Raw genomic sequence first — 23455 nt, forward strand, 5'->3', positions numbered from 1 at the left:
ACATTTTTCAGAAAATTGTATGAACAATTGTTGAATGTTAAGCCGGTATTGGTTATAATAAGCGTGTAAGGCCATTTTTTTTCACCTGGGTGGGACGTAAAATGTATACCCGGGACATTAAACGTCCAACACTGGATCAGGAGCGTCGAACGTCGATATTATGAGAGAAATTCTTGACATTCAGAAAAAGCTCTTGCCGGATCTTATGGACATCATGAAGAAGCGGTACTCGATCCTGCATCATATTTTGGTCTCCGGTGTTGTCGGACGCCGAACGCTGGCCTCTTCGCTCGATATGACGGAGCGGGTGCTTCGCGGTGAGGTCGACTTCCTTAAGGAGCACGGGCTGCTGGAATCGGATGCCTCAGGGATGAAGATCAGCGAGTCCGGCCGTCAACTGCTCGAAGATATGCTTCCGATCATTAAGATCGCTTTCGGATTGACGGACTTGGAAGAAAGCATCGCGAAAGCTTACGGTCTTTCGCAAGTCATTGTGGTTCCAGGCGATACGGACACTTCGGTCTTTGCGAAGAAGGAGCTCGGACGCGCAGGAGCGGCGGCTTTGCGCAAATATGTAGCCAAAGGCGACATTATTGCGGTGACCGGCGGCTCAACGATGGCGCAGATTGCGAATAACCTCACGATATCGTCTTCCATGAAAGGCAATTGGTTCGTACCGGCCCGAGGCGGACTTGGCGAAAGCGTGGATATGCAGGCGAACACCATCGCATCCATTATGGCCAAGAAGACAGGCGGGAAATACAGACTGCTGCATGTGCCGGACCATTTGGGCGAGGAAGCTTACCAAACGCTCATCCAAGATCCGCAGATACAGGAAGTTGTTGACGCCGTGCGCAGTTGTCGCATCGTTGTTCACGGTATCGGAGATGCTATGGTCATGGCTCGCAGACGTAAAGTGGATGGGGAAACGACGCGCAGCTTGCAAGCTGACGGAGCTCTCGCAGAGGCTTTCGGGTATTATTTTGACCGCCAAGGAAATGTCGTGCACAAGATGCCGACAGTCGGACTGCGGCTCGAGGATCTGCAGCATACGGAAGTCGTGATTGGCGTAGCAGGCGGTAAAAGCAAGGGTGAAGCGATCGCTTCCGTGCTCAGGCATGGTCAGGAAGATGTGCTTGTGACGGATGAAGCGGCAGCTATCGAAATTATGAAACATGTGTAAGAAGACATCATAACGTATGCTTTAATCGGCTGCGTTTTGAAATAAATAAATCTTTGTTAATCTTAGGAGGAATTCGCTATGGTAAAAGTAGGTATTAACGGTTTCGGACGTATTGGTCGTAACGTGTTTCGCGCAGCTTTGAACAGCTCAGAAGTACAAATCGTTGCAGTAAACGATTTGACTGACGTTAAAACATTGGCTCACTTGCTGAAATATGACACAACTCACGGTAAACTAGACGCTACAGTTGAAGCTGGCGAAGGCGAACTGATCGTTAACGGTCGTTCCATCAAGGTTTTTGCTGAGCGTGACCCTGGGAACCTGCCATGGGCATCTGTAGGCGCTGAAATCGTTGTTGAATCCACTGGTATTTTCACAGCGAAAGACAAAGCATCCCTTCACTTGAAAGGCGGAGCTAAAAAAGTTATCATTTCCGCTCCGGCTACTGACGAAGATATCACAGTTGTACTTGGCGTTAACGAAGATAAATACGATCCGGCAGCTCACACAATCATCTCCAACGCATCTTGTACGACAAACTGCTTGGCTCCTTTCGCGAAAGTTATCAACGATAGCTTCGGAATCGTAAAAGGTATGATGACAACTGTTCACTCCTACACAAATGACCAATCCGTGCTTGACGTTCCTCACAAAGACCTTCGTCGTGCTCGTGCAGCAGCTGAGAACATCATTCCTTCCAGCACTGGCGCAGCAAAAGCAATCGGTCTTGTTCTTCCTGAACTTAAAGGCAAATTGAACGGTATGGCTATGCGTGTTCCTACACCTAACGTATCCGTAACGGATTTGGTTGTTGAACTTAAAGTTAACGTAACAGTTGACGAAGTTAACGCTGCTCTGAAACAAGCTTCCGAAGGCCCGCTTAAAGGCATTCTGAACTACACAGAAGCTCCTCTTGTATCCAGCGACTTCAATGGCGACCCAGCATCCTCCACAATCGATGCTTTGTCCACAATGGTAGTTGGCGACAACATGCTGAAAGTGGTTTCCTGGTACGACAACGAGTGGGGCTACTCCAACCGTGTAGTTGACTTGGCTGCTTTCATCGCGAAAAAAGGTCTGTAATTTCATAAATCACACACTAACAACCACATGAAGAGGAGAAGCGATTCTCCTCTTTATGTGCGATTGTCCCCCATATAAGGTTCATAGGAAGCAGAAAGTACGGAAGTAAACCATACACGTTCAGGAGGCTTTGACTTATGAGTAAGAAAAGTGTTCGCGATGTTGAAGTAGCTGGTAAAAGAGTATTCGTCCGCGTTGATTTCAACGTGCCTGTAGAAAATGGTCAAATTACGGACGATACACGAATCAGAGAAACGCTCCCTACGATTAAATTCTTGGTTGAGCAAGGAGCTAAAGTTATTCTTGCTGCCCATTTTGGACGTCCAAACGGACAAGTGGTTGAAGAACTGCGTTTAACGCCAGTTGCTGCGAAATTGGCTGAGCTGCTTGGCCAAAACGTGATCAAAGCGGATCAATCCGTTGGTGAAATCGTGAAAGCGCAAGTGGATGCGCTTGAAAATGGCGAGGTTCTCTTGCTTGAAAACGTTCGTTTCAACGAAGGCGAAGAGAAGAACGATCCTGAATTGGCAAAAGCTTTCGCTGATCTGGCTGATCTGTTCGTGAACGATGCATTCGGCGCCGCTCACCGTGCGCACGCTTCCACAGCAGGCATCGCGGCTTACATCCCGGCTGTTTCCGGCCTTTTGATGGAGAAAGAGCTTGATGTTCTGGGCAAAGCGCTGAACAACCCTGAGCGTCCTTTCACAGCGATCGTCGGCGGATCCAAAGTGAAAGACAAAATCGCTGTCATTGAAAACCTCCTGAACATTGCAGACAACGTCTTGATTGGCGGCGGTCTGTCCTATACATTCTTGAAAGCACAAGGCTATGAAATCGGTAAATCGCTTCTGGACAATTCGAAGCTTGATTTAGCGCTTAGCTTTATTGCGAAAGCCAAAGAAAAAGGCGTTAACTTCCTGCTTCCTGTAGATATCGTGGTTACGGATAAATTCAGCGCAGATGCGAACACGCAGATTGTTGATATCGATAGCATCCCGGCAGATTGGGAAGGCATTGACATCGGACCGAAAACACGTGCGCTTTACGCAGACGTTATCGCGAAATCCAAACTGGTTGTTTGGAACGGACCGATGGGCGTATTTGAAATCGAGCCGTTCTCGCATGGTACACGTGCGGTTGCTGAGGCTTGTGCAAAATCAGAAGGCTACACAGTAATTGGCGGCGGTGATTCTGCTGCAGCAACAGAGAAATTCCATCTTGCTGATCAAATGAACCACATGTCCACAGGCGGCGGAGCTTCCTTGGAGTTCATGGAAGGTAAAGCATTGCCGGGCGTTGTAGCCTTGAACGATAAATAATTTATTTTCAAAGGAGAGCATTCCAATGAGCAGAAAACCGATTATCGCGGGTAACTGGAAAATGTTCAAAACGGTTTCCGAAGCTGTTAGCTTCGTGAACGAGGTAAAAGGCAGCACAATCGAAGGCGTAGAAAGCGTAATTTGTTCTCCTTTCACAAACCTGCCGGCATTGGTTGAAGCTGTAAAAGGCACAGATGTGCACGTAGGCGCACAAAACCTGCATTTCGAAGACAATGGCGCGTTCACAGGCGAAATCTCCGGCGTTATGCTGAAAGATCTTGGCGTGGAGTATGTCATTATCGGCCACTCCGAGCGCAGAGCTTACTTCGCTGAGACGGACGAAATCGTGAATAAGAAAGTCGCTGCGGCTTTCAAACACGGCTTGAAACCGATCCTTTGCGTAGGCGAGAAGCTGGAAGAGCGCGAAGCGGGTCAAACCAAAGACGTTTGCAAAGTGCAAACGGAAGCGGCTTTTGCCGGCCTTAGCGCAGAGCAAGCGGCACAAGTGGTTATCGCTTATGAGCCGATCTGGGCTATCGGCACTGGCAAATCCTCCACAGCGGCTGATGCGCAAGACGTTATCGGCTACATCCGTGAGCTTGTGAGCGGTCTTTACGGCTCCGCAGTGTCAGAAGTGGTTCGCATCCAATACGGCGGCAGCGTGAAGCCGAACAACATCGCTGAATATATGGCACAGCCTGATATTGATGGCGCACTTGTCGGTGGAGCAAGCTTGGAGTCCGCATCCTACATCCAACTCGTCCAGGGGGCGAAGTAATATGTCCAGACCGAAACCGGTAGCACTCATCATTCTCGATGGCTTCGGACTTCGTTCGGAAGAGCAGGGCAATGCCGTTGCTCATGCCAAAAAGCCAAACTATGACCGTTACTGGTCAAGTTATCCACATACAACCTTAACCGCTTGCGGTGAAGCTGTAGGTTTGCCTGAAGGCCAGATGGGGAATTCTGAAGTAGGACACCTGAATATCGGCGCAGGCCGTATCGTGTATCAGGATCTGACGCGGATTTCCAAATCGATTCGTGACGGTGAATTCTACGACAACGAGACGATCCTGGGCGCTGTCCGCCACGCCAAAGAAAACGGAAAGAAGCTGCACCTTTACGGGCTGCTTTCCGATGGGGGCGTACACAGCCACATTCAGCATTTATTTGCTTTACTGGAACTCGCTAAGAAAGAAGATTTCCATGAAGTGTATATCCATGCCTTCCTCGACGGCCGCGACGTAGCTCCGGATTCTGCGAAGAGCTATATGGAAAGCCTTCAGAACAAAATCGCGGAAGTCGGCGTAGGTAAAATTGCGACCGTTCAAGGACGCTATTATGCGATGGATCGCGACAAGCGCTGGGAGCGTACGGAGAAATCCTACCGCGCCATGGTTTACGGCGAAGGTCCTGCGTACACCGATCCGATGAAAGCCATTGTCGAATCCTACGAGAAATCCGTTTTCGACGAGTTCGTTATGCCGACCGTTATCGTTGGCGAGGACGGCAAGCCTGTAGGGCTGGTTGAATCCGGCGACTCCGTCATCTTCTTCAACTTCCGTCCTGACCGTGCGATCCAGCTGTCGCAAGTCTTCACGAATGAAGACTTCCGGGGCTTTGACCGCGGTCCTAAAGTCGCTAAGAGCTTGTACTACGTATGTCTGACGCTGTTCAGCGAGTCCGTAGACGGTTTCGTAGCGTACAAACCGAAGGATCTCGACAACACGCTCGGCGAAGTGCTGGCTCAGAACGGTTTGAAACAGCTTCGCGCAGCGGAAACCGAGAAATATCCGCACGTAACGTTCTTCTTCAGCGGCGGACGCGACGCGGAACTGCCAGGTGAAACGCGCTTGCTTATTCCTTCGCCGAAGGTCGCTACCTACGACCTGAAGCCGGAAATGAGCGCTTATGAGCTGGCGGATGCGGTTGTTAAAGAGATTGAAGCAGAGCGTCACGACGCGATCATCCTTAACTTTGCAAACCCTGATATGGTTGGCCACTCCGGCTTGCTGGAGCCAACGGTGAAGGCGATCGAAGCGACAGACGAGTGCTTAGGCAAAGTGGTCGAAGCGGTTCTGGCCAAAGGCGGCGTTGTGTGCATCACAGCCGATCACGGGAATGCCGATGTCGTCACGAATGCGGACGGTTCACGCAATACGGCGCATACGACGAATCCGGTCCCTTTTATTGTTACGGACAAATCTGTTACACTAAGAGATGGCGGAATTTTGGCAGATATTGCCCCGACAATGCTTGACTTCTTAGAGGTTAAACAACCGGAGCAAATGACCGGGACAACCATCCTTAAGAGATAGCAACCAACTTATTTTATAAAAGGAGTGTTTTCTACAATGACTATTATTTCTGATGTTTATGCACGCGAAGTACTGGATTCCCGCGGTAACCCAACGGTTGAAGTTGAAGTTTATCTGGAGTCCGGCGCTTTCGGCCGCGCGATCGTTCCTTCAGGCGCATCCACAGGCGCATACGAGGCTGTTGAGCTTCGCGACGGCGACAAAGGCCGTTACCTGGGTAAAGGCGTTCTGAAAGCCGTTGATAACGTGAACGAAATCATCGCTCCTGAAATCATTGGTTTGGATGCTCTTGACCAAGTTGGCATCGACACGAAAATGATCGAGCTGGACGGCACTCCGAACAAAGCGAAACTAGGCGCTAACGCGATTCTAGCTGTATCCATGGCTGTTGCTCGCGCAGCTGCTGACGCTTTGGATGTTCCTTTGTACACTTACCTTGGCGGATTCAATGCCAAAACACTTCCAGTTCCAATGATGAACATCATCAACGGTGGGGCGCATGCCGACAACAACGTTGATGTTCAAGAATTCATGGTTCTGCCGGTTGGCGCTCCTACATTCAAAGAAGCTCTTCGCATCGGCGCAGAGATTTTCCATAGCTTGAAATCCGTATTGAAAGATAAAGGCCTGAACACAGCTGTTGGCGACGAAGGCGGATTCGCTCCTAACTTCACATCCAACGAAGAAGCAATCACAACTATCCTTACAGCAATTGAAAAAGCTGGTTACACACCAGGCGTTGACGTATTCTTGGGTATGGACGTTGCTTCCACAGAGTTCTTCAAAGACGGTAAATACGTGCTTGAAGGCGAAGGCAAAACATTCACATCCGCTGAGTGGGTTGACTTCCTTGCAGCATGGGTTGATAAATACCCAATCATCACAGTTGAAGACGGCTGCTCCGAAGATGACTGGGAAGGTTGGAAATTGCTTACTGAGAAATTGGGCAGCAAAGTTCAACTCGTTGGTGATGACTTGTTCGTTACGAACACTGAGCGTCTTTCCACAGGTATCGAGCAAAACATCGGTAACTCCATCTTGGTAAAAGTAAACCAAATCGGTACGCTTACTGAGACTTTTGATGCGATCGAAATGGCAAAACGCGCTGGTTACACAGCGGTTATCTCCCACCGTTCCGGTGAGAGCGAAGACAGCACAATCGCTGACATCGCGGTTGCTACAAACGCTGGTCAAATTAAAACGGGTGCTCCTTCCCGTACAGACCGCGTTGCGAAATACAACCAACTTCTTCGTATCGAAGACGAATTGTTCAGCGTAGCTCAATATGCTGGTAAAAAAGCGTTCTACAACTTGAGAAACTTTAAATAAGTTGTATAGTGGCAATAATTAAATAACCAAGGCTGGCCGGTGACTCTGTCACCGCTCGCCTATGCAACCGAGGGGGTCGCGTGCTATGAGCAATTGGGTGAAGACTATTTTATTTCTAATAGGTTCCGCATTGCTTACGCACTGGATCCCCTCTTCTTTTTTTCGCAACCTGGACACGATGGTTCATGAGTTTGGGCATGCGGTGGTCACGTTGGCGCTGTCCGGTCAAGTGCAGCGGATCGAGCTGTATGCCAATCATAGCGGGGTCACGCTGTCCGCGATTTCCGGGGCCAGATCGTGGTCGATCATTCCGGTCGCTTTGGCGGGGTACATGACAGCTTCCCTGTTCGCGTGGTTCCTGTTCTCGGCTTTCGCAAAAGGAAGGCAGCATATCGGCTTCCTGGTCATGATCGTGATATCCGCCATTTCACTGCTCTTGTTCGTTCGCAATGGTTTCGGCATTATGTTTTTAGTCGGCTTTATTGCATTGACGGTGATCATGATGGCTATTCCACTAAATTGGCTGCGCAACTTCTATTACTTGCTGCTCGCTTTCCTATGCTTGGAAGAGTCGGTATTCGGTCCGATCTATTTAATTCAGGCCGCAGCGAGAAATGCCCGCCAAGCGGGGGATGCAACGAATTTGGCGCTGCATACGGGGGTTCCGGCTATGGTATGGGCGATTCTGTTTACCCTCTTTGCATTGTGGTGCGCGAAGCAAGCAGTGCAGGCTTTCCTGGGACGAAGCAAGCGGGCAATAAGCTCGAGGCGCCAATCATCGGCACCATCCTATCGCGATTAAAGGGTTTTCACGTCGGAATAGCTATTTTATTGTATTCTAGGACAAACTGTGTTAAACTACTCATGCTAGTTGTATAAGCAAAGTACAGGCAATTGGGGTGCTAATCACATGTTAATTTTTATGAAAATTTTGTTAATCATAGCTTCAGTCGGATTAATTGCGATTGTTCTTTTACAAAAAGGTAAGAGCGCAGGTTTGTCCGGTGCCATCTCAGGTGGTGCGGAGCACTTATTTGGTAAACAAAAAGCACGCGGTTTGGAGCTTTTCTTGTCCCGTTTCACAATGGGGCTTGCTGCTGCATTTTTCATTCTTTCCATTGTCGTAGCATACGTAGTGAAGGCCTAACACACATAAAACGATAACAGCAGGGGAAATCTACTCCTGCTGTTTTTTCATTTTAAGCGTGCCTACAGGTAGGAGATGTTTCCCATCGAGAGCAGAGTTTACAAATCGACTGAGCCTTTTTTCTGGACAGGCAAAGGTACGAAGCAGGAGATCGGCATATTAATGATTCATGGGTTCACGGGATCGCCCTCTGAGTTTAGACGCATTGGGTATGAACTGCAGGAGGAAGGCTACACCATTCAGGCGGTGAGACTTCCCGGACATGGAACCACACCCGAAGACATGATACGAACCGGATGGACGGATTGGTATGGGCATGTGCTGGAGAGTTACGATGAGCTTGCTGCAGCATGCAAAAACGTAGTGGTCATGGGGCATTCGATGGGCGGGCTATTAGCGCTGAAGCTGGCGGTGGAACGTCAAGTTGCCGGTGTTATTTCGCTGGCTACGCCGATTTTTCTGACATCAAGAAAGTCGGCTCTGGCGGTCATTATGCAGTATTTTATCAAATACATAGATAAGAAGCCCAAAACATTCTCCACGCTATTAGATGAGTCATGTGCATATACCAAAACGCCGATTCGCTGCGTCGTTAGTTTAAGAAAGCTGTTAAAACATGTGAAAAGCTTGCTGCCTCAAGTAGAAGCGCCGATATGGATCGGGCAAGGGGGCAAGGATGGCGTCGTCCATCAGGGAAGCGCAGCGTTTCTGCATGAACGCATTCGCTCCAAAGTCAAAGAGCTTCGCTATTATGCGAAATCCTCGCACGGTTTGCTGCTGGATCAAGAGAGAGAGCTTGTGTATGCCGATATTGCCGCGTTTATCCTTTCGCTCCAAGTGGCATACTATGGAGTAAAGGAACAGGCACGGTGAATTTGAGCGGGGCTCAACAACAACAAGAAGGTGAAGAGAAGATGATTAAAGAACAAGATATTATCAGTTTGCTGCAAGAAGAGGCTTATAAGCCTATGTCCTATAAAGAGCTTGAGAAGCATTTCCGTATTGAAGGTGCGAATGAGTTTAAGGACTTTATTAAATTATTGAATCAGTTAGAGGAAAGCGGTCACATTGTCCGGGGCGGGAATGACCGTTACGGCGTGCCGGAACGTATGAATTTGGTGAGGGGAAGACTGCAGGCGCACGCGAAGGGCTTCGCTTTCTTAATTCCCGAAGACCGGGAGCATCCCGATGTCTACATTAATGCGCATGATTTGAATACCGCAATGAACGGCGACATTGTATTCGTGAAGGTGACATCCAGAAGCCAAGGCGGAGGCCGCTTGGAAGGCGAAGTTGTGCGTATAATTACGCGTGCCAATACGCAGATCGTGGGTGTTTTTCAGGGACAGGAGACGTACGGGTTCGTTATTGCTGACGATAAGCGTGTGACACGGGATATTTTCATCCCTCAGCATGCTTTCAATGGCGCTGTCACAGGTCAGAAAGTCGTAGTCAAGATTGTTAACTATCCGGAGGGACGATCTGCGGCTGAAGGGGAAGTTATTGAGATTCTTGGTCATAAGGACGATCCGGGCGTTGATATTTTGGCGATTGTACGCAAATTTCAGCTGCCTGAGGCTTTCCAAGAGGAAGTGCTGGAAGAAGCGGAAGCCGCACCCGATGCGATTACCGAAGACGAGATTGTAAGCCAAGGCCGCCGCGATCTTCGCTCGAAACGAATTGTTACGATTGACGGGGAAGACGCCAAAGATTTGGATGATGCGGTTAATGTGGAAGTTTTGGAAAACGGTAATTATAAACTAGGCGTTCATATTGCCGATGTCAGTTATTATGTGAGAGAAGGCACGGCGCTTGATATTGAGGCATATAACCGCGGCTGCTCCGTGTATTTAACCGATCGTGTCATCCCGATGCTGCCGCACCGGTTGTCCAATGGGATCTGTTCGCTTAACCCGCGAGTAGACCGCTTAACGATGTCTTGTGAAATGGAGTTCGACGAAAATCTGAAAGTCGTGAATCATGAGGTTTTCACGAGTGTGATCAAGACCAGCGAGCGTATGACTTATACCAATGTGCGTAAGCTGCTTACAGGCGAGGCAGAGCCGGAGCTTGTGGAGCGTTATGCGTATTTGATGGACGATTTTAAACGGATGGAAGAGCTGGCCGCGAGATTGCGCTCCAGACGGATGAAGCGCGGGGCGATAGATTTTGACTTTGAGGAGTCTAAAATTATCGTGGATCCGGATGGCAAGCCGACCGACATCGTGAAGAGAGAGCGGTCGGTCGCGGAAATGATGATCGAAGAGTTCATGCTCGCTGCGAACGAAACGGTAGCTGAGCATTTCTCGTGGATGAAGGTGCCTTTCTTATACCGTGTCCATGAAGATCCCGATGCCGAAAAGCTGATGAATTTCATGGAATTCGTAACAAACTTCGGATACTCGGTCAAGGGAAAAGGCAATTCCGTGCATCCGCGTGCGCTGCAGACGTTACTGGAAGACATCAAGGGGACGCCAGAGGAGACGGTCCTTAGCAAAATAATGCTCCGCTCGATGAAGCAGGCCCGTTATGATGCGCAAAGCTTGGGGCATTTCGGTTTGGCGGCGGAATTTTATTCGCACTTTACCTCTCCGATTCGGCGTTATCCCGATCTCATTATTCACCGGGTTATTCGCGAGGTTCTGGAAAGCGGGACTTTATCGGATACTCGTCATGAATATCTTGCTTCCCGTATGAGCGATATTGCTCAGCAGTCCTCGGAACGCGAGCGTGTCGCTGTAGATGCGGAACGTGAAACAGAAGCATTGAAGAAAGCTCAGTACATGCTGGATAAAGTCGGCGAGGAATTCGAAGGTATGATCTCCAGCGTGACAGGTTTCGGGATGTTCGTAGAGCTGGACAATACCGTTGAAGGTTTGATTCGGTTAAGCGATTTGACCGATGATTATTATAACTTCCATGAGCGGCAGTTTGCTCTCGTTGGGGAGCGTACGTCCAAGATCTATCGGATCGGTGATGAAATTAAAGTCCGTGTGGCTCGCGTGAATATGGAAGAGCATACGATTGACTTTGAATTGCTGGATATGAAGCCTCGCAAAGAGGGCGGGTTCAGACGCGGTGGTGGCGGCAAGCCGTTTAAAGGGGCTGCTGGGTTTAAAGGCTTCCGTGGTAAACCGGGCGCTGCTGCGAGTCAAGGTCAGGGGAAATCAGGCAAAAAAGGGAAAGATAAAGGCGGTTTCGCCGTTAAAGGCAAGGGCGGCTATGCCAATGCACAAGGGAAAAAGCGTGATGGCGCTACGGCTGGCGGAGCCGTCGATGCGAACGCTGGGCAAGGGCGAGGCAAAAGAAGACGCGGTGACGCTGTTGATGGCTTTGCGGTGAATACCGGACCGGCAGCAACAGGTCAGGAAGCTGCGGCAGGACAAGGGCGTCGCAAGGGCGGAGCTGCTCGCAGGATTGAAGAGGCTGCTGCCAAAGCAGGCTCCGAAGGCGCAGCGGCAGCAAGACCTAACAGCGAGGGCGCTGAAGGCGCAGCCGGGCAAGGCAAATCGCGGCGCGGGAAGGCCGGCGGCACGCCGTGGAGCGAGAACCGCGGCAAAGCCGGCGGTGGTCGCGGGAAGGCGCGCGGTCCTAAGCTGAGCGAAGGCGGCAGCTTGAGCTCGAGGCTTGAATCTGTCGGCGCGGGGCGGACAGATAGCGGCGCTGGGCGCGGCGAGGGCAAGCGCGGCCGCGGCGGTATTGCGCTTGGGGGCGAAGCCCAAGCGGGTGGTGGTTCGGCTGCCGCGGAGCGCAGCGGCGGCAGTGATTGGGCGAGCGGCGTGAACGCGCTCGCTAAGGGTGGCCGTCGCCGGAGTGACGGCGATGGAAGCAAGAAGCGGCGGCGGTAAACGCCGCTTCTTGCATTTCGGGCTTGATCTTGCTACAATAGGATGCACATTGTAACAAGATTTACCTGCGTCATTAGTGTGCGGGAGGAGGATCTCACGTGGCAACGAAAAAGGCAGATGGCAAGGTGCTTGCCCAGAACAAAAAGGCATCACACGACTATTTTATTGAAGATACGTATGAATGCGGTCTTGTCCTGACCGGCACGGAGATCAAATCTTTGCGAGCAGGTAAGGCTAACATTGGCGACAGCTTCTCGACCATTCGCAATGGCGAAGCTTTTGTCCACAATATGCATATCAGCCCTTTCGAGCAAGGCAACCGCAGTAATCCGGAAGATCCAACACGGACGCGGAAACTCCTTTTGAAGAAAGTGCAAATCGCCAAAATACTAGGCCAAGCGAAGCAAGAAGGATATACCGTTGTTCCTTTGAAGGTGTATATTCGCAATGGTTACGCGAAGCTTCTGATTGGCATAGGTAAAGGTAAGAAACAGTATGACAAGCGGGAATCCGCAGCGAAAAAGGATGCACAGCGAGATATCCAACGTGCACTGCGTGAGAAACAAAAGATCGCTAGATAGCTGGCGGAGCCAGACTGGAAGTGAGCACCTCGACTTCCATGAACCTAGTCGTTCATTTTTTTTCAACTTGTGGTATACTAATTTAGCAGCAAAGATTTGAATGTAACCTAGTTCCAACTTGCAGCGTCTTAACCTTCGCCGTCTATGACGGATATGAAGGCAATCCGGGGGTGTTCTTGGATTCGACGGGGATAGTTTGGGCTCGGGTTGCGGGTAGTGGGGCCGCGTCCACTATAAAACGCTAAAGCCTATTAAATGGCAAAACACAAAACAACTACGCTTTAGCAGCTTAATAACCTGTTAGCGTGCTCCTCCTCAGCATCGCCCATGTGACTGGGATAGGGGCTCAACTATAGTGGGATACGACGTTTGGTCTCCGCCTGGGGTCGGACGTAGGAAGACAATCAGGCTGACCCAACGCATAGCCGGTTACGGGGCGCTGCTCGGGTGACATCAAAACTGTGACTACACCCGTAGATGCCTGTGTTGCGATATTTTCGGACAGGGGTTCGACTCCCCTCACCTCCATACAGCAAATCCACAACCTTTGAGGTTGTGGATTTTTGCTATTTCTGGGAAGATGGATGTATTACATGCTTAAGTTTACTGCTAAATGTCAATGAACAATTATCTACATAAGAGGGGGAAGAACATGCGTAGTTGCGATGTTAATGTTCTTGCAGACGACAAAGTAAAAGTGGTACACAGAAGCCATGATAGTAAACGTCGCAAATTCGAATTCATCGTCGTCACTACTATGTAAGTAGCTTTGTTAGAGATAGTATATCAATAGGTTCACAATCGAAGAATTGTTATTACTAAAATATTCTGAAGGCTTCCATAGCTATTCGGAAACGTTGAATTGTGTCATCATTAATATCCCACAAAGTTGGGTGTGCACCTATATCTTCTGCATCATAATGATCTGCATCTGTTCTTCCAGCATTCAAATCATCCATATAAACCTGAAATCTGTTTTTGTTGATATTGATGTTTTCAAATTTATGTCCGAGATAGTTCCAATTATTATTTATAATTTTTTTTAAGCTTGAAAAGTACATTATGAACTTTTTGTGCTCAAATATCTCTTCAAATTTACAAGTGTTTATGTCTATCGGAGTGCCATAGTTTGCATTAGCGGTCACAAATCTTTTCAAAGTATTTCGTCCTTCTTGTTCCTTTCCAGTTATGTTGAAATAAGTGTAGATATGAGTCTTAAGTTTTTTCTCAAATCCTGCAACGAAGTCTTGCACATATCTTCTTCGTTCATCGTTGTCCATTATCAATGGATCTTTGGTGCAGACTTCACATAGATACTCACGAATAGAGTGTATTTTGAATGTAACAAAGTATGTTCCATGATCATATTCAATTAAACCATATTTTTCAAGATGATCAATTGTTTGAATCTCACTAGCGCTAATCGAATTATAGATCTGTGGGGAAAGTGCCATTTTTTCCAACATTACATATTCGTTTTTATAGTAAGTACGAACGTGTTGCAAAACGGTCTCATAAAGACTTCTTCCAGTATTTGATGTGTTAAATTTCACTAATAAATTATCCACGGTTGCTTGCGATACCTCATAGGTATCAACATGTGTGCGCATTGATTTTACATTTTCAAATACAAACGCACAAAACTGTCGGATGGCATAGGGTTGTCCTCCGAAAGATTTATTGATTGCAGGATATACATTGGAAAAACCAATGTCACTGTACCCTCCAAGAGTATTTATCATGTGTTTTGTATGCTCATCTGTAAAGGCCGGAAGATATGTTTTATATGACTCAGAACAACTCGTTATTCTTTCATACATAGGATTATCGCCAGATACACCATTAAACGTTATCGTACTGATTTCGTTAATTGCAGAATTTACTCCACAAATAATAAGCGAACACCCACAATCTCTTAAGGCACCCCAAAAACCACAGTAGGCTTCCACGCTTTTCCATGCCTGTGTACTTGCTGTGTTATAAGTAATTAGCTCGATTTCATCTATGGCAATTACAAAGGAGGGGTTACCTCTGCAATACAATTTCACATCTTCAACAAAACTCAAAGATGCATTTTCTGAAAAATCCTCAAAAGTTCGGTTTAGTTTTAATCTAGACAAATAATCGGTATAAGATTCCTCGATATGTTGCTCCACATTGGTGATTTTTTCTTTAATTCTGCGAGATATATAATATAAGGCCGCCATCCATGAATTGGAATTCTGCAATTCAGAGCGTGATTCAATTTTTATATATTTAATATTTTCTTTATCCAATCTTCGTAATGAAGCGTTAAGAACCGATGTTTTGCCACTACGTCTTAGCCCAAAAATCCCGGAATTGCCACCTTGGCGGCATCTCTCAACAATTGCATCGGCAATCTTCCCACGATCTCCAAATAGAAGATTGTCTTCTTCGATAGCCGTGCTTTCACCCAACATGTTATTCTCGAAATGATATTCGGTAAAGCGATTTAAAATTAAGTCTTTCAATGCCTCACTCGTTTTGCATCCTAAAACTTCATCGAAAGAGAAAGGAATTATTGCTGCCATTGGTTTACCCTTTATAGAATCGTCAATTCTATTTTTTAATCCATCAGCATTGCTGACCAATATGTAAAAGTTGGGAAGAGGATTGCGGTCGACTACTTCCTTTACCTTCCTAATTTCGCGCTCGGCTTTCAATGTTCTATCCTGCCAATCACGACTATCAAAATGTGAAAAAACTAACAAAAACTCACGTTGACCTCTCACATATCTCTTCAAGATTTCTGTAGTTCCAAGCAGAGCAAAGGGATAACGATCGCCTTTATCCATATCAAAATGGTCAATTTTTGACACATATAATAAATTACTGAATTTATCTAGTATTTCATCCTCTCTCGCATCTTTCTTTAAATGCTGCTTATATACTGAAGACTTATTCCGAGCTATATGTTTTACAAAACCTTTTTTGAAGAAATGGATCTCTCCAGCCCCAGTATGTGGAGAGCCATTCTCGTTTATAGTAAAACTCTCTTCAACGGGAAATATGTTTTCTGCGCGGTCATGATTCTTATTTGTTTGAACAGGCTTAAAAGTAATAGAATCTCCATTGCTAAAATCATTTATTCCGTCACTTTCAATTGGGAAAGAATATTGATCAAAGTAATAAGATTTATTATCTTCACCGTTGACGAATCCAAATTTATAGGGTTCATTATTAGAGTTGGTTTTTTCGATTATAGTCTTTATTTTTCCTAACATTTGTCCCTCGCCCCTTAATTATGTAAATGTTATCATTCTATTATTATAGTGCAGAACGAATTAATATGTAAATATTGGCATCTCTCCGCTTTCGGCATATCAAGCTGATATGCGAAATGGAGACTCTATAAGTCAAACCAATCGAATTGATTGGAGTAGCAATCTGCATACCTATAAAAAATTTTTGTCGATGCTCTAGGATACAATACGGTAACATCCGACAATATCATTTTAATTGAGGTTTCCGTTCAAATCGTTTGATCGTAATATCATAATTATTAGCAGCAAGATTCGTGATGATGATGAAAAGGTATGGAACAGGATTAATATGTTTAAAGTGAAAAAAGATATCATATTGGTGAGAATCTATTCTGATGATTTGGACATGGTCGAACAAAAAGACATATTGAATGATTTCAAGAATAGATTCGGTGTTAGTGCAATCTTACTCAGCAATCGAATTAGGATTGGTCTAGATGAGGTTAGAAACCACTTACGATAACACCGACTAGCGGTATCGAGGTCATAAATAAACATCCATTACGCCACCACCCCAAACAACCTAAGCATCACGCGGTGGCGGATTGTGGATTTACCAAGCCACGGCTCACCTCCATACAAAAGAAAGAAGCACCCGAGAGGGTGCTTTTTTCTTTTGTATGGAGGTGAAGCAGGAGGAGAACCCCTCGCGGGTTCGCCCGCGCTGACTGGAGCGTTAGCGCAGGGAGCACGGCATTGAAATGTACCGCTAGGGTAGTCATCGATGAGTGGGCTTCGGCAGCAGGTAAGATAGACATTTCAATACTCCCCTCACCTCCATACTAGGAACCCGCTCACCGAGCGGGTTTTTTGCTGTCTAAGGGTGGAATTGTAGACGGATTGTAGACAGGAAGTTTTAAAATTGCAAATGGATTTGTAATTTGTAGACGATATGTCTACAGAGAAAAGGCTGCGACTTAAGATTTCTCATTAACTCTAGCGTGTAGTATGCAGTGCAAGCAGTTGTTGTAAATATGTCATCAAAAGAAACATTGCTCTTATAACTACCGATACGATAACTAATTGAAATGATGAGAAGCCTCTATGTAAGGGGCTTTTTTACGTTAAGCAGCAATATTTCTTGTCATTCAAAAATAAATTCCGATAATATCCTTAATTTGTAAGCTGGTGGTATAATAAGGAGGTAGCAGAAGGTAGCTATACGTTGTTAAGAAAAGAATGATTTTATATGAAATAAGGTGAAAAAGTATGTTAGAAAATCCCTTTACACCATCTGCTGGTCATAAGATTAAAGCGATATCAAGTTTTGCATTGGGTTTTCTTGTTATTTTTCTTCCATATGTAGCTATGTTTTTTAAGTTTGACTTTAACGTTGGATATGAAGGTGCAATACAGGCATTAGTTACTTCAATTTTATTTGGCATTGTAGGGATTACACTATGGATCGTTTTTCAGTGTAAACTTAGTAAAAAATTTTGGGGTTTAGGGTTTCTTATTGGAGGATTAGCTACATTTCTAATATCAGTGCCACTTAACTAAGTTGCTTAGTTGTAAGTTCATAAGACAAAGAACTATACAAACAATCTTCTTGTATCAGTTATCAATAAACACAAAACCTGTTTAGGTTCGTGCAATCTTCAGGATAATATTGAATTAATATTTGATAAGTGTGATGAATCCAATTTGAACAAATGAAAGCACGACTTTATGCAAACTGTTGCATAGGAAGGAATTAATACACATATGAAGAAATTAGGGGAATACGAAAGACTGACAATTTTAAGTAAATTCATTGAAACATTTACAAATGAAGAAAAAGTAATGCAAGGTCATTTGATATGGAACTCACTCAAGGAAAAGCCTCAAAGAATAACTTTTGACCAGGCAATAAATGCTGGACAGGGGTTCATCACTAAGCCTAACCATATCATTTTCCGGTTAGGCTTCTATGTTATAATGAAGAAAACTGGATTTGGAGGTGGCGAGGATGAGATGGGAAGAAGTTCGTGAACAGTTTCCAAATGAATGGGTTGTTTGTGAGGCAATAAAATCCCGCTCGGAGGACGGGTACTGGCTCGTTGATGAAGTGGCTGTCATTGATCGCTTTAATGATTCCGCTGTTGCCATGAAACGGTATTATGAATTGCATCGGGAGCAGCCTTATCGGGAATATGGCTTTTTTCACACATCCCGCGAGAAACTCGAGCTTCGAGAGAAATGGGCGGGGGTACGGGGACCCAGATGAACATAGATTTAAAGTATGGATTACCCTTTATTGAAGTAACAATTTGTTATCGCGGTGAAGAACTACACTTGAAAAATGTATTGCTCGATACGGGATCGGCGGGAACCATTTTCAGTGCGGATGCAGTGGACGCAGTTGGAGTTAAAATTGAGCCTGGGGATTTTCTAAACAAGATCAGAGGCGTGGGTGGAGTGGAGGTTGTTTATTCCAAGCATTTTGATTTTGTGAAGGCGGGAGAGGTTTTGCTGTCAGCGTTTGAGGTAGAAATCGGAGACATGAATTACGGTATGGAGATAGACGGTATACTAGGGTTTGATTTCATCCGTTCTTCTGGACTGGTAATCGATTCGAGGGAATTGACCGTGCTGGCTAAAGATTAGGCTAAGCCACCTCCCCAAATAATTTCAACATCTCACGGCGTCGAATTGTGGATTTACCAAGCCAAGTCTCAGTTTTACTAACCCTTGTCCAAGTAAAACCACAACTTAATGTGCTGGAAAGGGGTTCGATTCTCTCCGATTCCAAGCCTTGTGATTTCCTAGAAAGCGACAGTACGGTCAGTTGCGTCTTGATGGCGTTCATGATGGTACTGTCGCTTTTTTAAAAATTGTTGTTGGTTATGTTGTCTCCGTCAGTTATGTTTTGTGCTGATTTAGACGAATGTTGGCGATCACCGAATAATGAACAATTTTAAAAAATGGATTTCCAGCCACTATTGGTGCTAAGTATTTTGTTTAATAGCTATATGCAATCTCTAAATGGCTACTCTTGACTCAGGAAATCTGAGAGAAATGTCATCTTGACTAAATTGTATTACTTCGATACGATTTTTGTATCGAAGTAATACAATTTAGGAGGGTAATACTGTGACGGATCATTTAGCCTTGTTCAAGGAGACACATTGTTTTAATAAAGCACATGTTCAATTAGCTTTTAAGAATTATATGGAGCTAAATGTACTTGATCCTGAAGAACATTATCCAGAGCCCTACAGAAGCACAATGATTGACTTATGTGAAAAATTCCAAACTACACTTAATAATTGTAGTTTGCCACAATTAACTGATGATTGGTGGTTTTATGATTATGAGAGGACAAATGATGGAATAGACCTTAAACTTTATTTTTGTGAAGAGTTTGATATAGATGAGAACGGCATAGAATCTACGACTTTCACAGAGGGATTTACTCTTTTAAGTGTAAAATGTGATTATGTTAATGTCGAACAGTTTGCTTCAATTAATAATGTTACGGAAATAACGGTTCGCCAGTGGATTCGCCGTGGAAAATTACGAACAGCCAAAAAAGTGGGTAGAGATTGGCTTATTCCATCAATTGCAACAAAACCAGCAAGGGGATTTAGTCCTGCATCTTATTACTGGGACCGGCTTCCAACGACATTATCGGATTCTTTTTTGTTTCTTATTGGATATAATTGTATATATATCTTTCAAAATGAACAAGCAAAACAACAATTTGATTGTATATTAGGCTATCCGGGTCAAAATGGTCGAATGAAAATTACCTTAACAACGACGGAACGTGAAAAGTTAGAGTTAGCACTTATTAGTAGTAGTGTTGTTCGAGTGGAAGAATATTAATGTGATCGAAAGCTTATAAGGGAGTAGAACAGACTTCGAATAGTTTTAGGAGGAATGTTATGGATAAATCAGTGTTTGACCAGTTTAAATACTTTATGAAGCGTGAAACACCTGTTTTCAGGTCCTATGTAATGAAGAAGGCGAACGGTGAGACACTGGACATTGAATCTCTTCCTCCAAGTGATTTGCAAGAGATGTTTATAGACGAAGTAATAACTGATGGTGTGATTGCCGATCTCTTTGATGTAGAGCAGAAAGTTGTAACAAGGAAGAGGTATAAGCATGGGATTAAACTCGGACAAACTTTATCTCGCAAATCAGTTGAGCTAATTGAAACCATGTCAAAATTAATTGAGACTAAAGATGTATCTGAAGATCTCGAACTTGTACTGATTCCTATTAAAATAATTATTCATCCGGAAGATGATCTTATTTTCGCGCCCTATCGTGCTTTTGAAAATGATGGAAGGCAGTATCCTTTTTACGGTATTGAAGGACTGGAAGAAGTTGATACTGAAGCTTTTTGTGCAAGGATTAGTCGGGTAAAGCGAGAGATCGAAAGTCTATTGGATGAGATTATTGAATTTTTATGGGAATATGAATGGGAAGACGAAGTATATTTTGAACGAGAGAATGATAACAAGGTAGGCGTATCAGCATTCCTTTTCGCTGGTGAGGGTTCCACTACTGCAAAAATTAGCTTAGCTGTATCGCTTCATATTTCCGGTTTGCATAAATCGGGGGATCTAATTTTTGATACAGAGTATGATTTGGGCACAGGGAGCCTTAGTTTTCAGACAGAAGGGTGTGATTTTGAACTAGATGTTGGCGAAATTCAGGATTTATTCTTGGAATGTTGGAGCAGTGTTAACCATTACGTTCAAATTCAGAATGAAATTGAACTGGAGTTGGAAGATGAGATTTAGGTTAAGCCATCTCCCCAAACATCCGCAGTAATAAGCCGCGGCGCATTATGGATTTACCATGCCACGGCTCACCTCCATCTTAAAAAGCCCCACACTGAGTAGGTTTTTCCCATTCTAGGGGCAAAACGTAGCCCAGACCATTGGAAAAGTTATAAATTTTCGAAAGTGTTTTACAAAAATAATCATCCTTTTGCACAATGAAAGGGGCAACTCGTTTGAATAGACAAGAGCTGCAGAAAAAGGTTCGCCATACGGTGCATCAACTGATCTGGGAAAAAGGGTACGCGAGCCCCTTGGATTTATTCTTAAAGATGGAGAAGATCTCTCCGAAGCTTGTAGAGGAATGGCGATTTGGAAGAGTTCCATACCTCGAGCGGGTTCTTCACGGTAACTTGGGTCAGTTCAGCTTCATTATGAAAGAATTCCGGAAAACAGCAAGGGAGTTGGACCTTAAGGAGTCATATACCGCCTATATGTCCTGGGGAAAAGGTTCGAAACGTCCGCTACGTTTCTCGAAATCAGGTGACTACCAAGTTGAGCGACACTACTCCACTCACTATCTAAAGCCGGCCAAACCGGGAATGCCCGACTTAAACCCGACTCAGGGAACTAATCAGCTGTAAGCGGTTGGAAGTTTGCTGGGTTAATAAAAGACTTGGCAATATTTAGGTAAAAATGATATAATTGCATTATTCAAATATCCGATGAAACGGAAGCACCGTGCCTGCAGAAGTCTGTTATCTGCTCGCATGTGTGCTTTTTTTTATCGGCAGTTAGGAGAGGGTATCATGTATTCGCAAGTTGACATTCCCAAGAAAGTAACGGAGAGATGGCTCACTCGGGCTTTTGCTCCACTGAGCGATTATTTGAACCGGGAGCACCCAGAAGATGCCCGCAACATTATGGCATACATGACGTTCATGTACAACAAAGATCAGCGATTTTATTACCGAAATTGCATCACAAATGATTCGATCGTGCTCAATCAATCGGGGGAGTTGGTTTCATGCGGCAGGGAGGCGCTTCGCTATAAATTCGAGTATCCGGAAAGCATTAGGGTGGATCGTCCGTCAAAAGAAGAACGTTTTGTCCACCCGAATGTTACCCGTTGGATGGCAAAGAGTCTTAGCAAAAAAACTGAGGAGAAATACGGCGAGGAAGTATGCATCTTCCTTCAGGAGCTGTGGGGACCAATCGTGAACTTCGATTTTGGTGATCTGAAAGCAGGCTATCCCATAAAACGAGCTCAAACGCGCTACTGCCTCTATCTTTATCCTTCTGAATTCCCGAAGAAAATTGCCATTCAATTTGTTGGAGACGAAATCGTAGAGAGAAGATGCAGCTACTCGCAATATTCCGAATACGAGAAACAAGTACGTAACCTAAAGTATGAGGGTTGGCAGGTGATTACGGTCATTCGGGAATTTCTTGATCGGGATCTCGACCAATTCCGGCTGTATTTATCTAAAGCGGTTGATCTGGCCGAGCCTAGGGATTTGATTTAAATGTTATCTATAAAACCTGCAAAAATTATGTTGCCTAATAATTTAAGTAAATATTATTTTAAGCCAAAATTACTTAAAATAAATCGAAAATCTAAGATAGCCTCAAAACATATCCCGATATTGGAGGAAGACAAATTGGAATATGAAACCCTCGTAGAACCGTATCGAAAGGAAATATTGGCTCATTGTTACCGAATGCTCGGGTCGGGAGAAGATGCGGAAGATGCCTTACAGGAAAGCATGCTCCGTGCTTGGAGAGGGTTGTCCGATTTTGCCGGGCGCAGCTCCGTTCGGACGTGGTTGTACAAGATTGCTACAAATACTTGCTTGGATAAGTTAGCAAAACGGACCAGGAGATTCATTGCCGTTGAGTACGGCCCGCCCGCAATCCCGGAAGATCCTTTAATGGCTCCGCTGCCCGAAACGGTGTGGATTGAGCCATTCCCGGACCAATTGCTCTTCGCGCAAGACATCTATGCCTTGCCCGATGCCCGTTACGAGCAGCGAGAGAGCGTCGAGCTCGCCTTCATCGCTGCCTACCAGTTGTTGCCGCCGCAGCAACGGGCAGTGCTTATTCTTCGGGAGGTGCTTGGCTTCTCCGCGCAAGAAATCGCAGAGACGTTGGAGAAGAGCGTCGCATCTGTCAACAGTTTGCTTCAACGTGCAAGAGCAACACTTGAACAGCACCATCCCGAGCTTAGTCAACAATCCATCATGCGATCGCTCGGCGACGATAAGCTTCAAACGATCGTTAATGACTATATCGATGCGTTGGAACGTGCGGACATTAAGGCTATTCTCGCGCTGCTTACCAAAGACGCCACATGGTCGATGCCGCCGATTCCGAATTGGTATCACGGTCATGAAGCGATCTCTCGCTTCCTAACGCTAAGACCGTTTACCTTTCGATGGCGGTATATCCCTACCCGGGCTAACGGGCAACTCGCAGTCGGTTGTTATATGTGGGACACCCAAGAGAATGCGTATATTGCTTTTTGTTTGGATGTCCTTTCTTTGCGCGGGTCGCAAATCGCCTCCGTAACAGGTTTCCTGAACGGTGCGTTGCTGGATCGGTTTGGGCTTCCCGAGCGATTAATGGCATCATTTTCTAAAGAAAATTTTTAA

General features: G+C 45.6%; 21 protein-coding genes and 1 other RNA gene. 21 read left to right on the forward strand and 1 reads right to left on the reverse strand.

Annotation, left to right across the window (positions count from 1 at the left end; all coding sequences use genetic code 11):
- Window positions 1–160: 160 nt before the first annotated feature.
- The 12 genes from AC3WRW_RS22020 (at window position 161) to ssrA (ending at window position 13339) form a co-directional block, all read left to right on the forward strand.
- The gene (locus AC3WRW_RS22020; protein WP_492548440.1) at window positions 161–1183 is read left to right on the forward strand and encodes a sugar-binding transcriptional regulator; all 1023 of its coding nucleotides are present in this window, start codon (window positions 161–163) and stop codon (window positions 1181–1183) included.
- Window positions 1184–1261: 78 nt separating this feature from the next.
- Window positions 1262–2266 (forward strand): type I glyceraldehyde-3-phosphate dehydrogenase, encoded by a 1005-nt coding sequence (gene gap / locus AC3WRW_RS22025; RefSeq protein ID WP_492548441.1) that lies wholly within the window; start codon window positions 1262–1264, stop codon window positions 2264–2266.
- Window positions 2267–2403: 137 nt separating this feature from the next.
- A complete protein-coding gene (locus tag AC3WRW_RS22030; RefSeq protein ID WP_492548442.1) occupies window positions 2404–3585 on the forward strand; it encodes a phosphoglycerate kinase in 1182 nt (393 codons plus the stop codon).
- Window positions 3586–3610: 25 nt separating this feature from the next.
- Window positions 3611–4363, forward strand: coding sequence for a triose-phosphate isomerase (gene tpiA / locus AC3WRW_RS22035; protein WP_492548443.1), 753 nt, complete (start codon window positions 3611–3613; stop codon window positions 4361–4363).
- Window position 4364: 1 nt separating this feature from the next.
- Complete coding sequence (gene gpmI, locus AC3WRW_RS22040) at window positions 4365–5903, forward strand: 2,3-bisphosphoglycerate-independent phosphoglycerate mutase (protein ID WP_492548444.1); 1539 nt, start codon at window positions 4365–4367, stop codon at window positions 5901–5903.
- A 36-nt stretch (window positions 5904–5939) separates the two neighbouring features.
- Entirely contained in the window at window positions 5940–7232 is a 1293-nt protein-coding gene (gene eno, locus AC3WRW_RS22045; RefSeq protein ID WP_171684757.1) for a phosphopyruvate hydratase, read from the forward strand.
- An 85-nt stretch (window positions 7233–7317) separates the two neighbouring features.
- Window positions 7318–8034: a M50 family metallopeptidase gene (locus AC3WRW_RS22050; protein ID WP_492548445.1), complete on the forward strand. Its 717-nt coding sequence runs from the start codon at window positions 7318–7320 to the stop codon at window positions 8032–8034.
- Window positions 8035–8142: 108 nt separating this feature from the next.
- On the forward strand, window positions 8143–8379 hold the full coding sequence (secG, locus tag AC3WRW_RS22055; protein WP_145668116.1) for a preprotein translocase subunit SecG: 237 nt from the start codon (window positions 8143–8145) through the stop codon (window positions 8377–8379).
- A 75-nt stretch (window positions 8380–8454) separates the two neighbouring features.
- The gene (locus tag AC3WRW_RS22060) at window positions 8455–9252 is read left to right on the forward strand and encodes an alpha/beta hydrolase (protein ID WP_492548446.1); all 798 of its coding nucleotides are present in this window, start codon (window positions 8455–8457) and stop codon (window positions 9250–9252) included.
- 41 nt (window positions 9253–9293) lie between these two features.
- A complete protein-coding gene (gene rnr, locus AC3WRW_RS22065; protein ID WP_492548447.1) occupies window positions 9294–12227 on the forward strand; it encodes a ribonuclease R in 2934 nt (977 codons plus the stop codon).
- A gap of 98 nt (window positions 12228–12325) precedes the next feature.
- Window positions 12326–12808: an SsrA-binding protein SmpB gene (smpB, locus tag AC3WRW_RS22070; protein ID WP_492548448.1), complete on the forward strand. Its 483-nt coding sequence runs from the start codon at window positions 12326–12328 to the stop codon at window positions 12806–12808.
- A 166-nt stretch (window positions 12809–12974) separates the two neighbouring features.
- Window positions 12975–13339, forward strand: a transfer-messenger RNA (tmRNA) gene (ssrA, locus tag AC3WRW_RS22075).
- 287 nt (window positions 13340–13626) lie between these two features.
- On the opposite strand, the gene AC3WRW_RS22080 is transcribed toward ssrA, so the two are convergent.
- Window positions 13627–16053, reverse strand: a complete 2427-nt coding sequence (locus AC3WRW_RS22080; RefSeq protein ID WP_492548449.1) for an ATP-binding protein — start codon at window positions 16051–16053, stop codon at window positions 13627–13629.
- A gap of 1248 nt (window positions 16054–17301) precedes the next feature.
- Here AC3WRW_RS22080 and AC3WRW_RS22085 point away from each other — a divergent pair.
- From AC3WRW_RS22085 to AC3WRW_RS22125, 9 genes are all read left to right on the forward strand, one after another.
- Entirely contained in the window at window positions 17302–17592 is a 291-nt protein-coding gene (locus AC3WRW_RS22085) for a hypothetical protein (protein ID WP_492548450.1), read from the forward strand.
- A gap of 204 nt (window positions 17593–17796) precedes the next feature.
- Window positions 17797–18063, forward strand: a complete 267-nt coding sequence (locus AC3WRW_RS22090; protein WP_492548451.1) for a hypothetical protein — start codon at window positions 17797–17799, stop codon at window positions 18061–18063.
- On the forward strand, window positions 18041–18298 hold the full coding sequence (locus tag AC3WRW_RS22095) for a hypothetical protein (protein WP_492548452.1): 258 nt from the start codon (window positions 18041–18043) through the stop codon (window positions 18296–18298). Before AC3WRW_RS22090 ends, AC3WRW_RS22095 begins: the two co-directional genes overlap by 23 nt.
- The gene (locus AC3WRW_RS22100; RefSeq protein WP_492548453.1) at window positions 18295–18678 is read left to right on the forward strand and encodes a retropepsin-like aspartic protease; all 384 of its coding nucleotides are present in this window, start codon (window positions 18295–18297) and stop codon (window positions 18676–18678) included. The genes AC3WRW_RS22095 and AC3WRW_RS22100 overlap by 4 nt, the downstream gene beginning before the upstream one ends.
- A gap of 486 nt (window positions 18679–19164) precedes the next feature.
- Complete coding sequence (locus tag AC3WRW_RS22105; RefSeq protein ID WP_492548454.1) at window positions 19165–19899, forward strand: helix-turn-helix domain-containing protein; 735 nt, start codon at window positions 19165–19167, stop codon at window positions 19897–19899.
- Window positions 19900–19958: 59 nt separating this feature from the next.
- A complete protein-coding gene (locus AC3WRW_RS22110; protein WP_492548455.1) occupies window positions 19959–20825 on the forward strand; it encodes a hypothetical protein in 867 nt (288 codons plus the stop codon).
- 215 nt (window positions 20826–21040) lie between these two features.
- Window positions 21041–21448, forward strand: a complete 408-nt coding sequence (locus AC3WRW_RS22115) for a hypothetical protein (protein ID WP_492548456.1) — start codon at window positions 21041–21043, stop codon at window positions 21446–21448.
- A 165-nt stretch (window positions 21449–21613) separates the two neighbouring features.
- Entirely contained in the window at window positions 21614–22330 is a 717-nt protein-coding gene (locus tag AC3WRW_RS22120) for a hypothetical protein (RefSeq protein ID WP_492548457.1), read from the forward strand.
- Window positions 22331–22465: 135 nt separating this feature from the next.
- On the forward strand, window positions 22466–23455 hold the full coding sequence (locus tag AC3WRW_RS22125) for a sigma-70 family RNA polymerase sigma factor (protein ID WP_492548458.1): 990 nt from the start codon (window positions 22466–22468) through the stop codon (window positions 23453–23455).

Source organism: Paenibacillus sp. FW126-R14 (assembly GCF_058789495.1).

Excerpts from the sequence above, each read along its gene's own strand:
- gpmI (WP_492548444.1), top strand. The coding sequence starts at position 4,365 with ATGTCCAGACCGAAACCGGTAGCACTCATCATTCTCGATGGCTTCGGA.
- AC3WRW_RS22110 (WP_492548455.1), top strand. The coding sequence starts at position 19,959 with ATGGATAAATCAGTGTTTGACCAGTTTAAATACTTTATGAAGCGTGAA.
- eno (WP_171684757.1), top strand. The coding sequence starts at position 5,940 with ATGACTATTATTTCTGATGTTTATGCACGCGAAGTACTGGATTCCCGC.
- AC3WRW_RS22060 (WP_492548446.1), top strand. The coding sequence starts at position 8,455 with ATGTTTCCCATCGAGAGCAGAGTTTACAAATCGACTGAGCCTTTTTTC.
- AC3WRW_RS22100 (WP_492548453.1), top strand. The coding sequence starts at position 18,295 with ATGAACATAGATTTAAAGTATGGATTACCCTTTATTGAAGTAACAATT.
- AC3WRW_RS22120 (WP_492548457.1), top strand. The coding sequence starts at position 21,614 with ATGTATTCGCAAGTTGACATTCCCAAGAAAGTAACGGAGAGATGGCTC.
- AC3WRW_RS22030 (WP_492548442.1), top strand. The coding sequence starts at position 2,404 with ATGAGTAAGAAAAGTGTTCGCGATGTTGAAGTAGCTGGTAAAAGAGTA.
- secG (WP_145668116.1), top strand. The coding sequence starts at position 8,143 with ATGTTAATTTTTATGAAAATTTTGTTAATCATAGCTTCAGTCGGATTA.
- rnr (WP_492548447.1), top strand. The coding sequence starts at position 9,294 with ATGATTAAAGAACAAGATATTATCAGTTTGCTGCAAGAAGAGGCTTAT.
- gap (WP_492548441.1), top strand. The coding sequence starts at position 1,262 with ATGGTAAAAGTAGGTATTAACGGTTTCGGACGTATTGGTCGTAACGTG.
- tpiA (WP_492548443.1), top strand. The coding sequence starts at position 3,611 with ATGAGCAGAAAACCGATTATCGCGGGTAACTGGAAAATGTTCAAAACG.
- AC3WRW_RS22095 (WP_492548452.1), top strand. The coding sequence starts at position 18,041 with ATGAGATGGGAAGAAGTTCGTGAACAGTTTCCAAATGAATGGGTTGTT.
- AC3WRW_RS22090 (WP_492548451.1), top strand. The coding sequence starts at position 17,797 with ATGAAGAAATTAGGGGAATACGAAAGACTGACAATTTTAAGTAAATTC.
- AC3WRW_RS22085 (WP_492548450.1), top strand. The coding sequence starts at position 17,302 with ATGTTAGAAAATCCCTTTACACCATCTGCTGGTCATAAGATTAAAGCG.
- AC3WRW_RS22050 (WP_492548445.1), top strand. The coding sequence starts at position 7,318 with ATGAGCAATTGGGTGAAGACTATTTTATTTCTAATAGGTTCCGCATTG.
- AC3WRW_RS22080 (WP_492548449.1), bottom strand. The coding sequence starts at position 16,053 with ATGTTAGGAAAAATAAAGACTATAATCGAAAAAACCAACTCTAATAAT.
- AC3WRW_RS22020 (WP_492548440.1), top strand. The coding sequence starts at position 161 with ATGAGAGAAATTCTTGACATTCAGAAAAAGCTCTTGCCGGATCTTATG.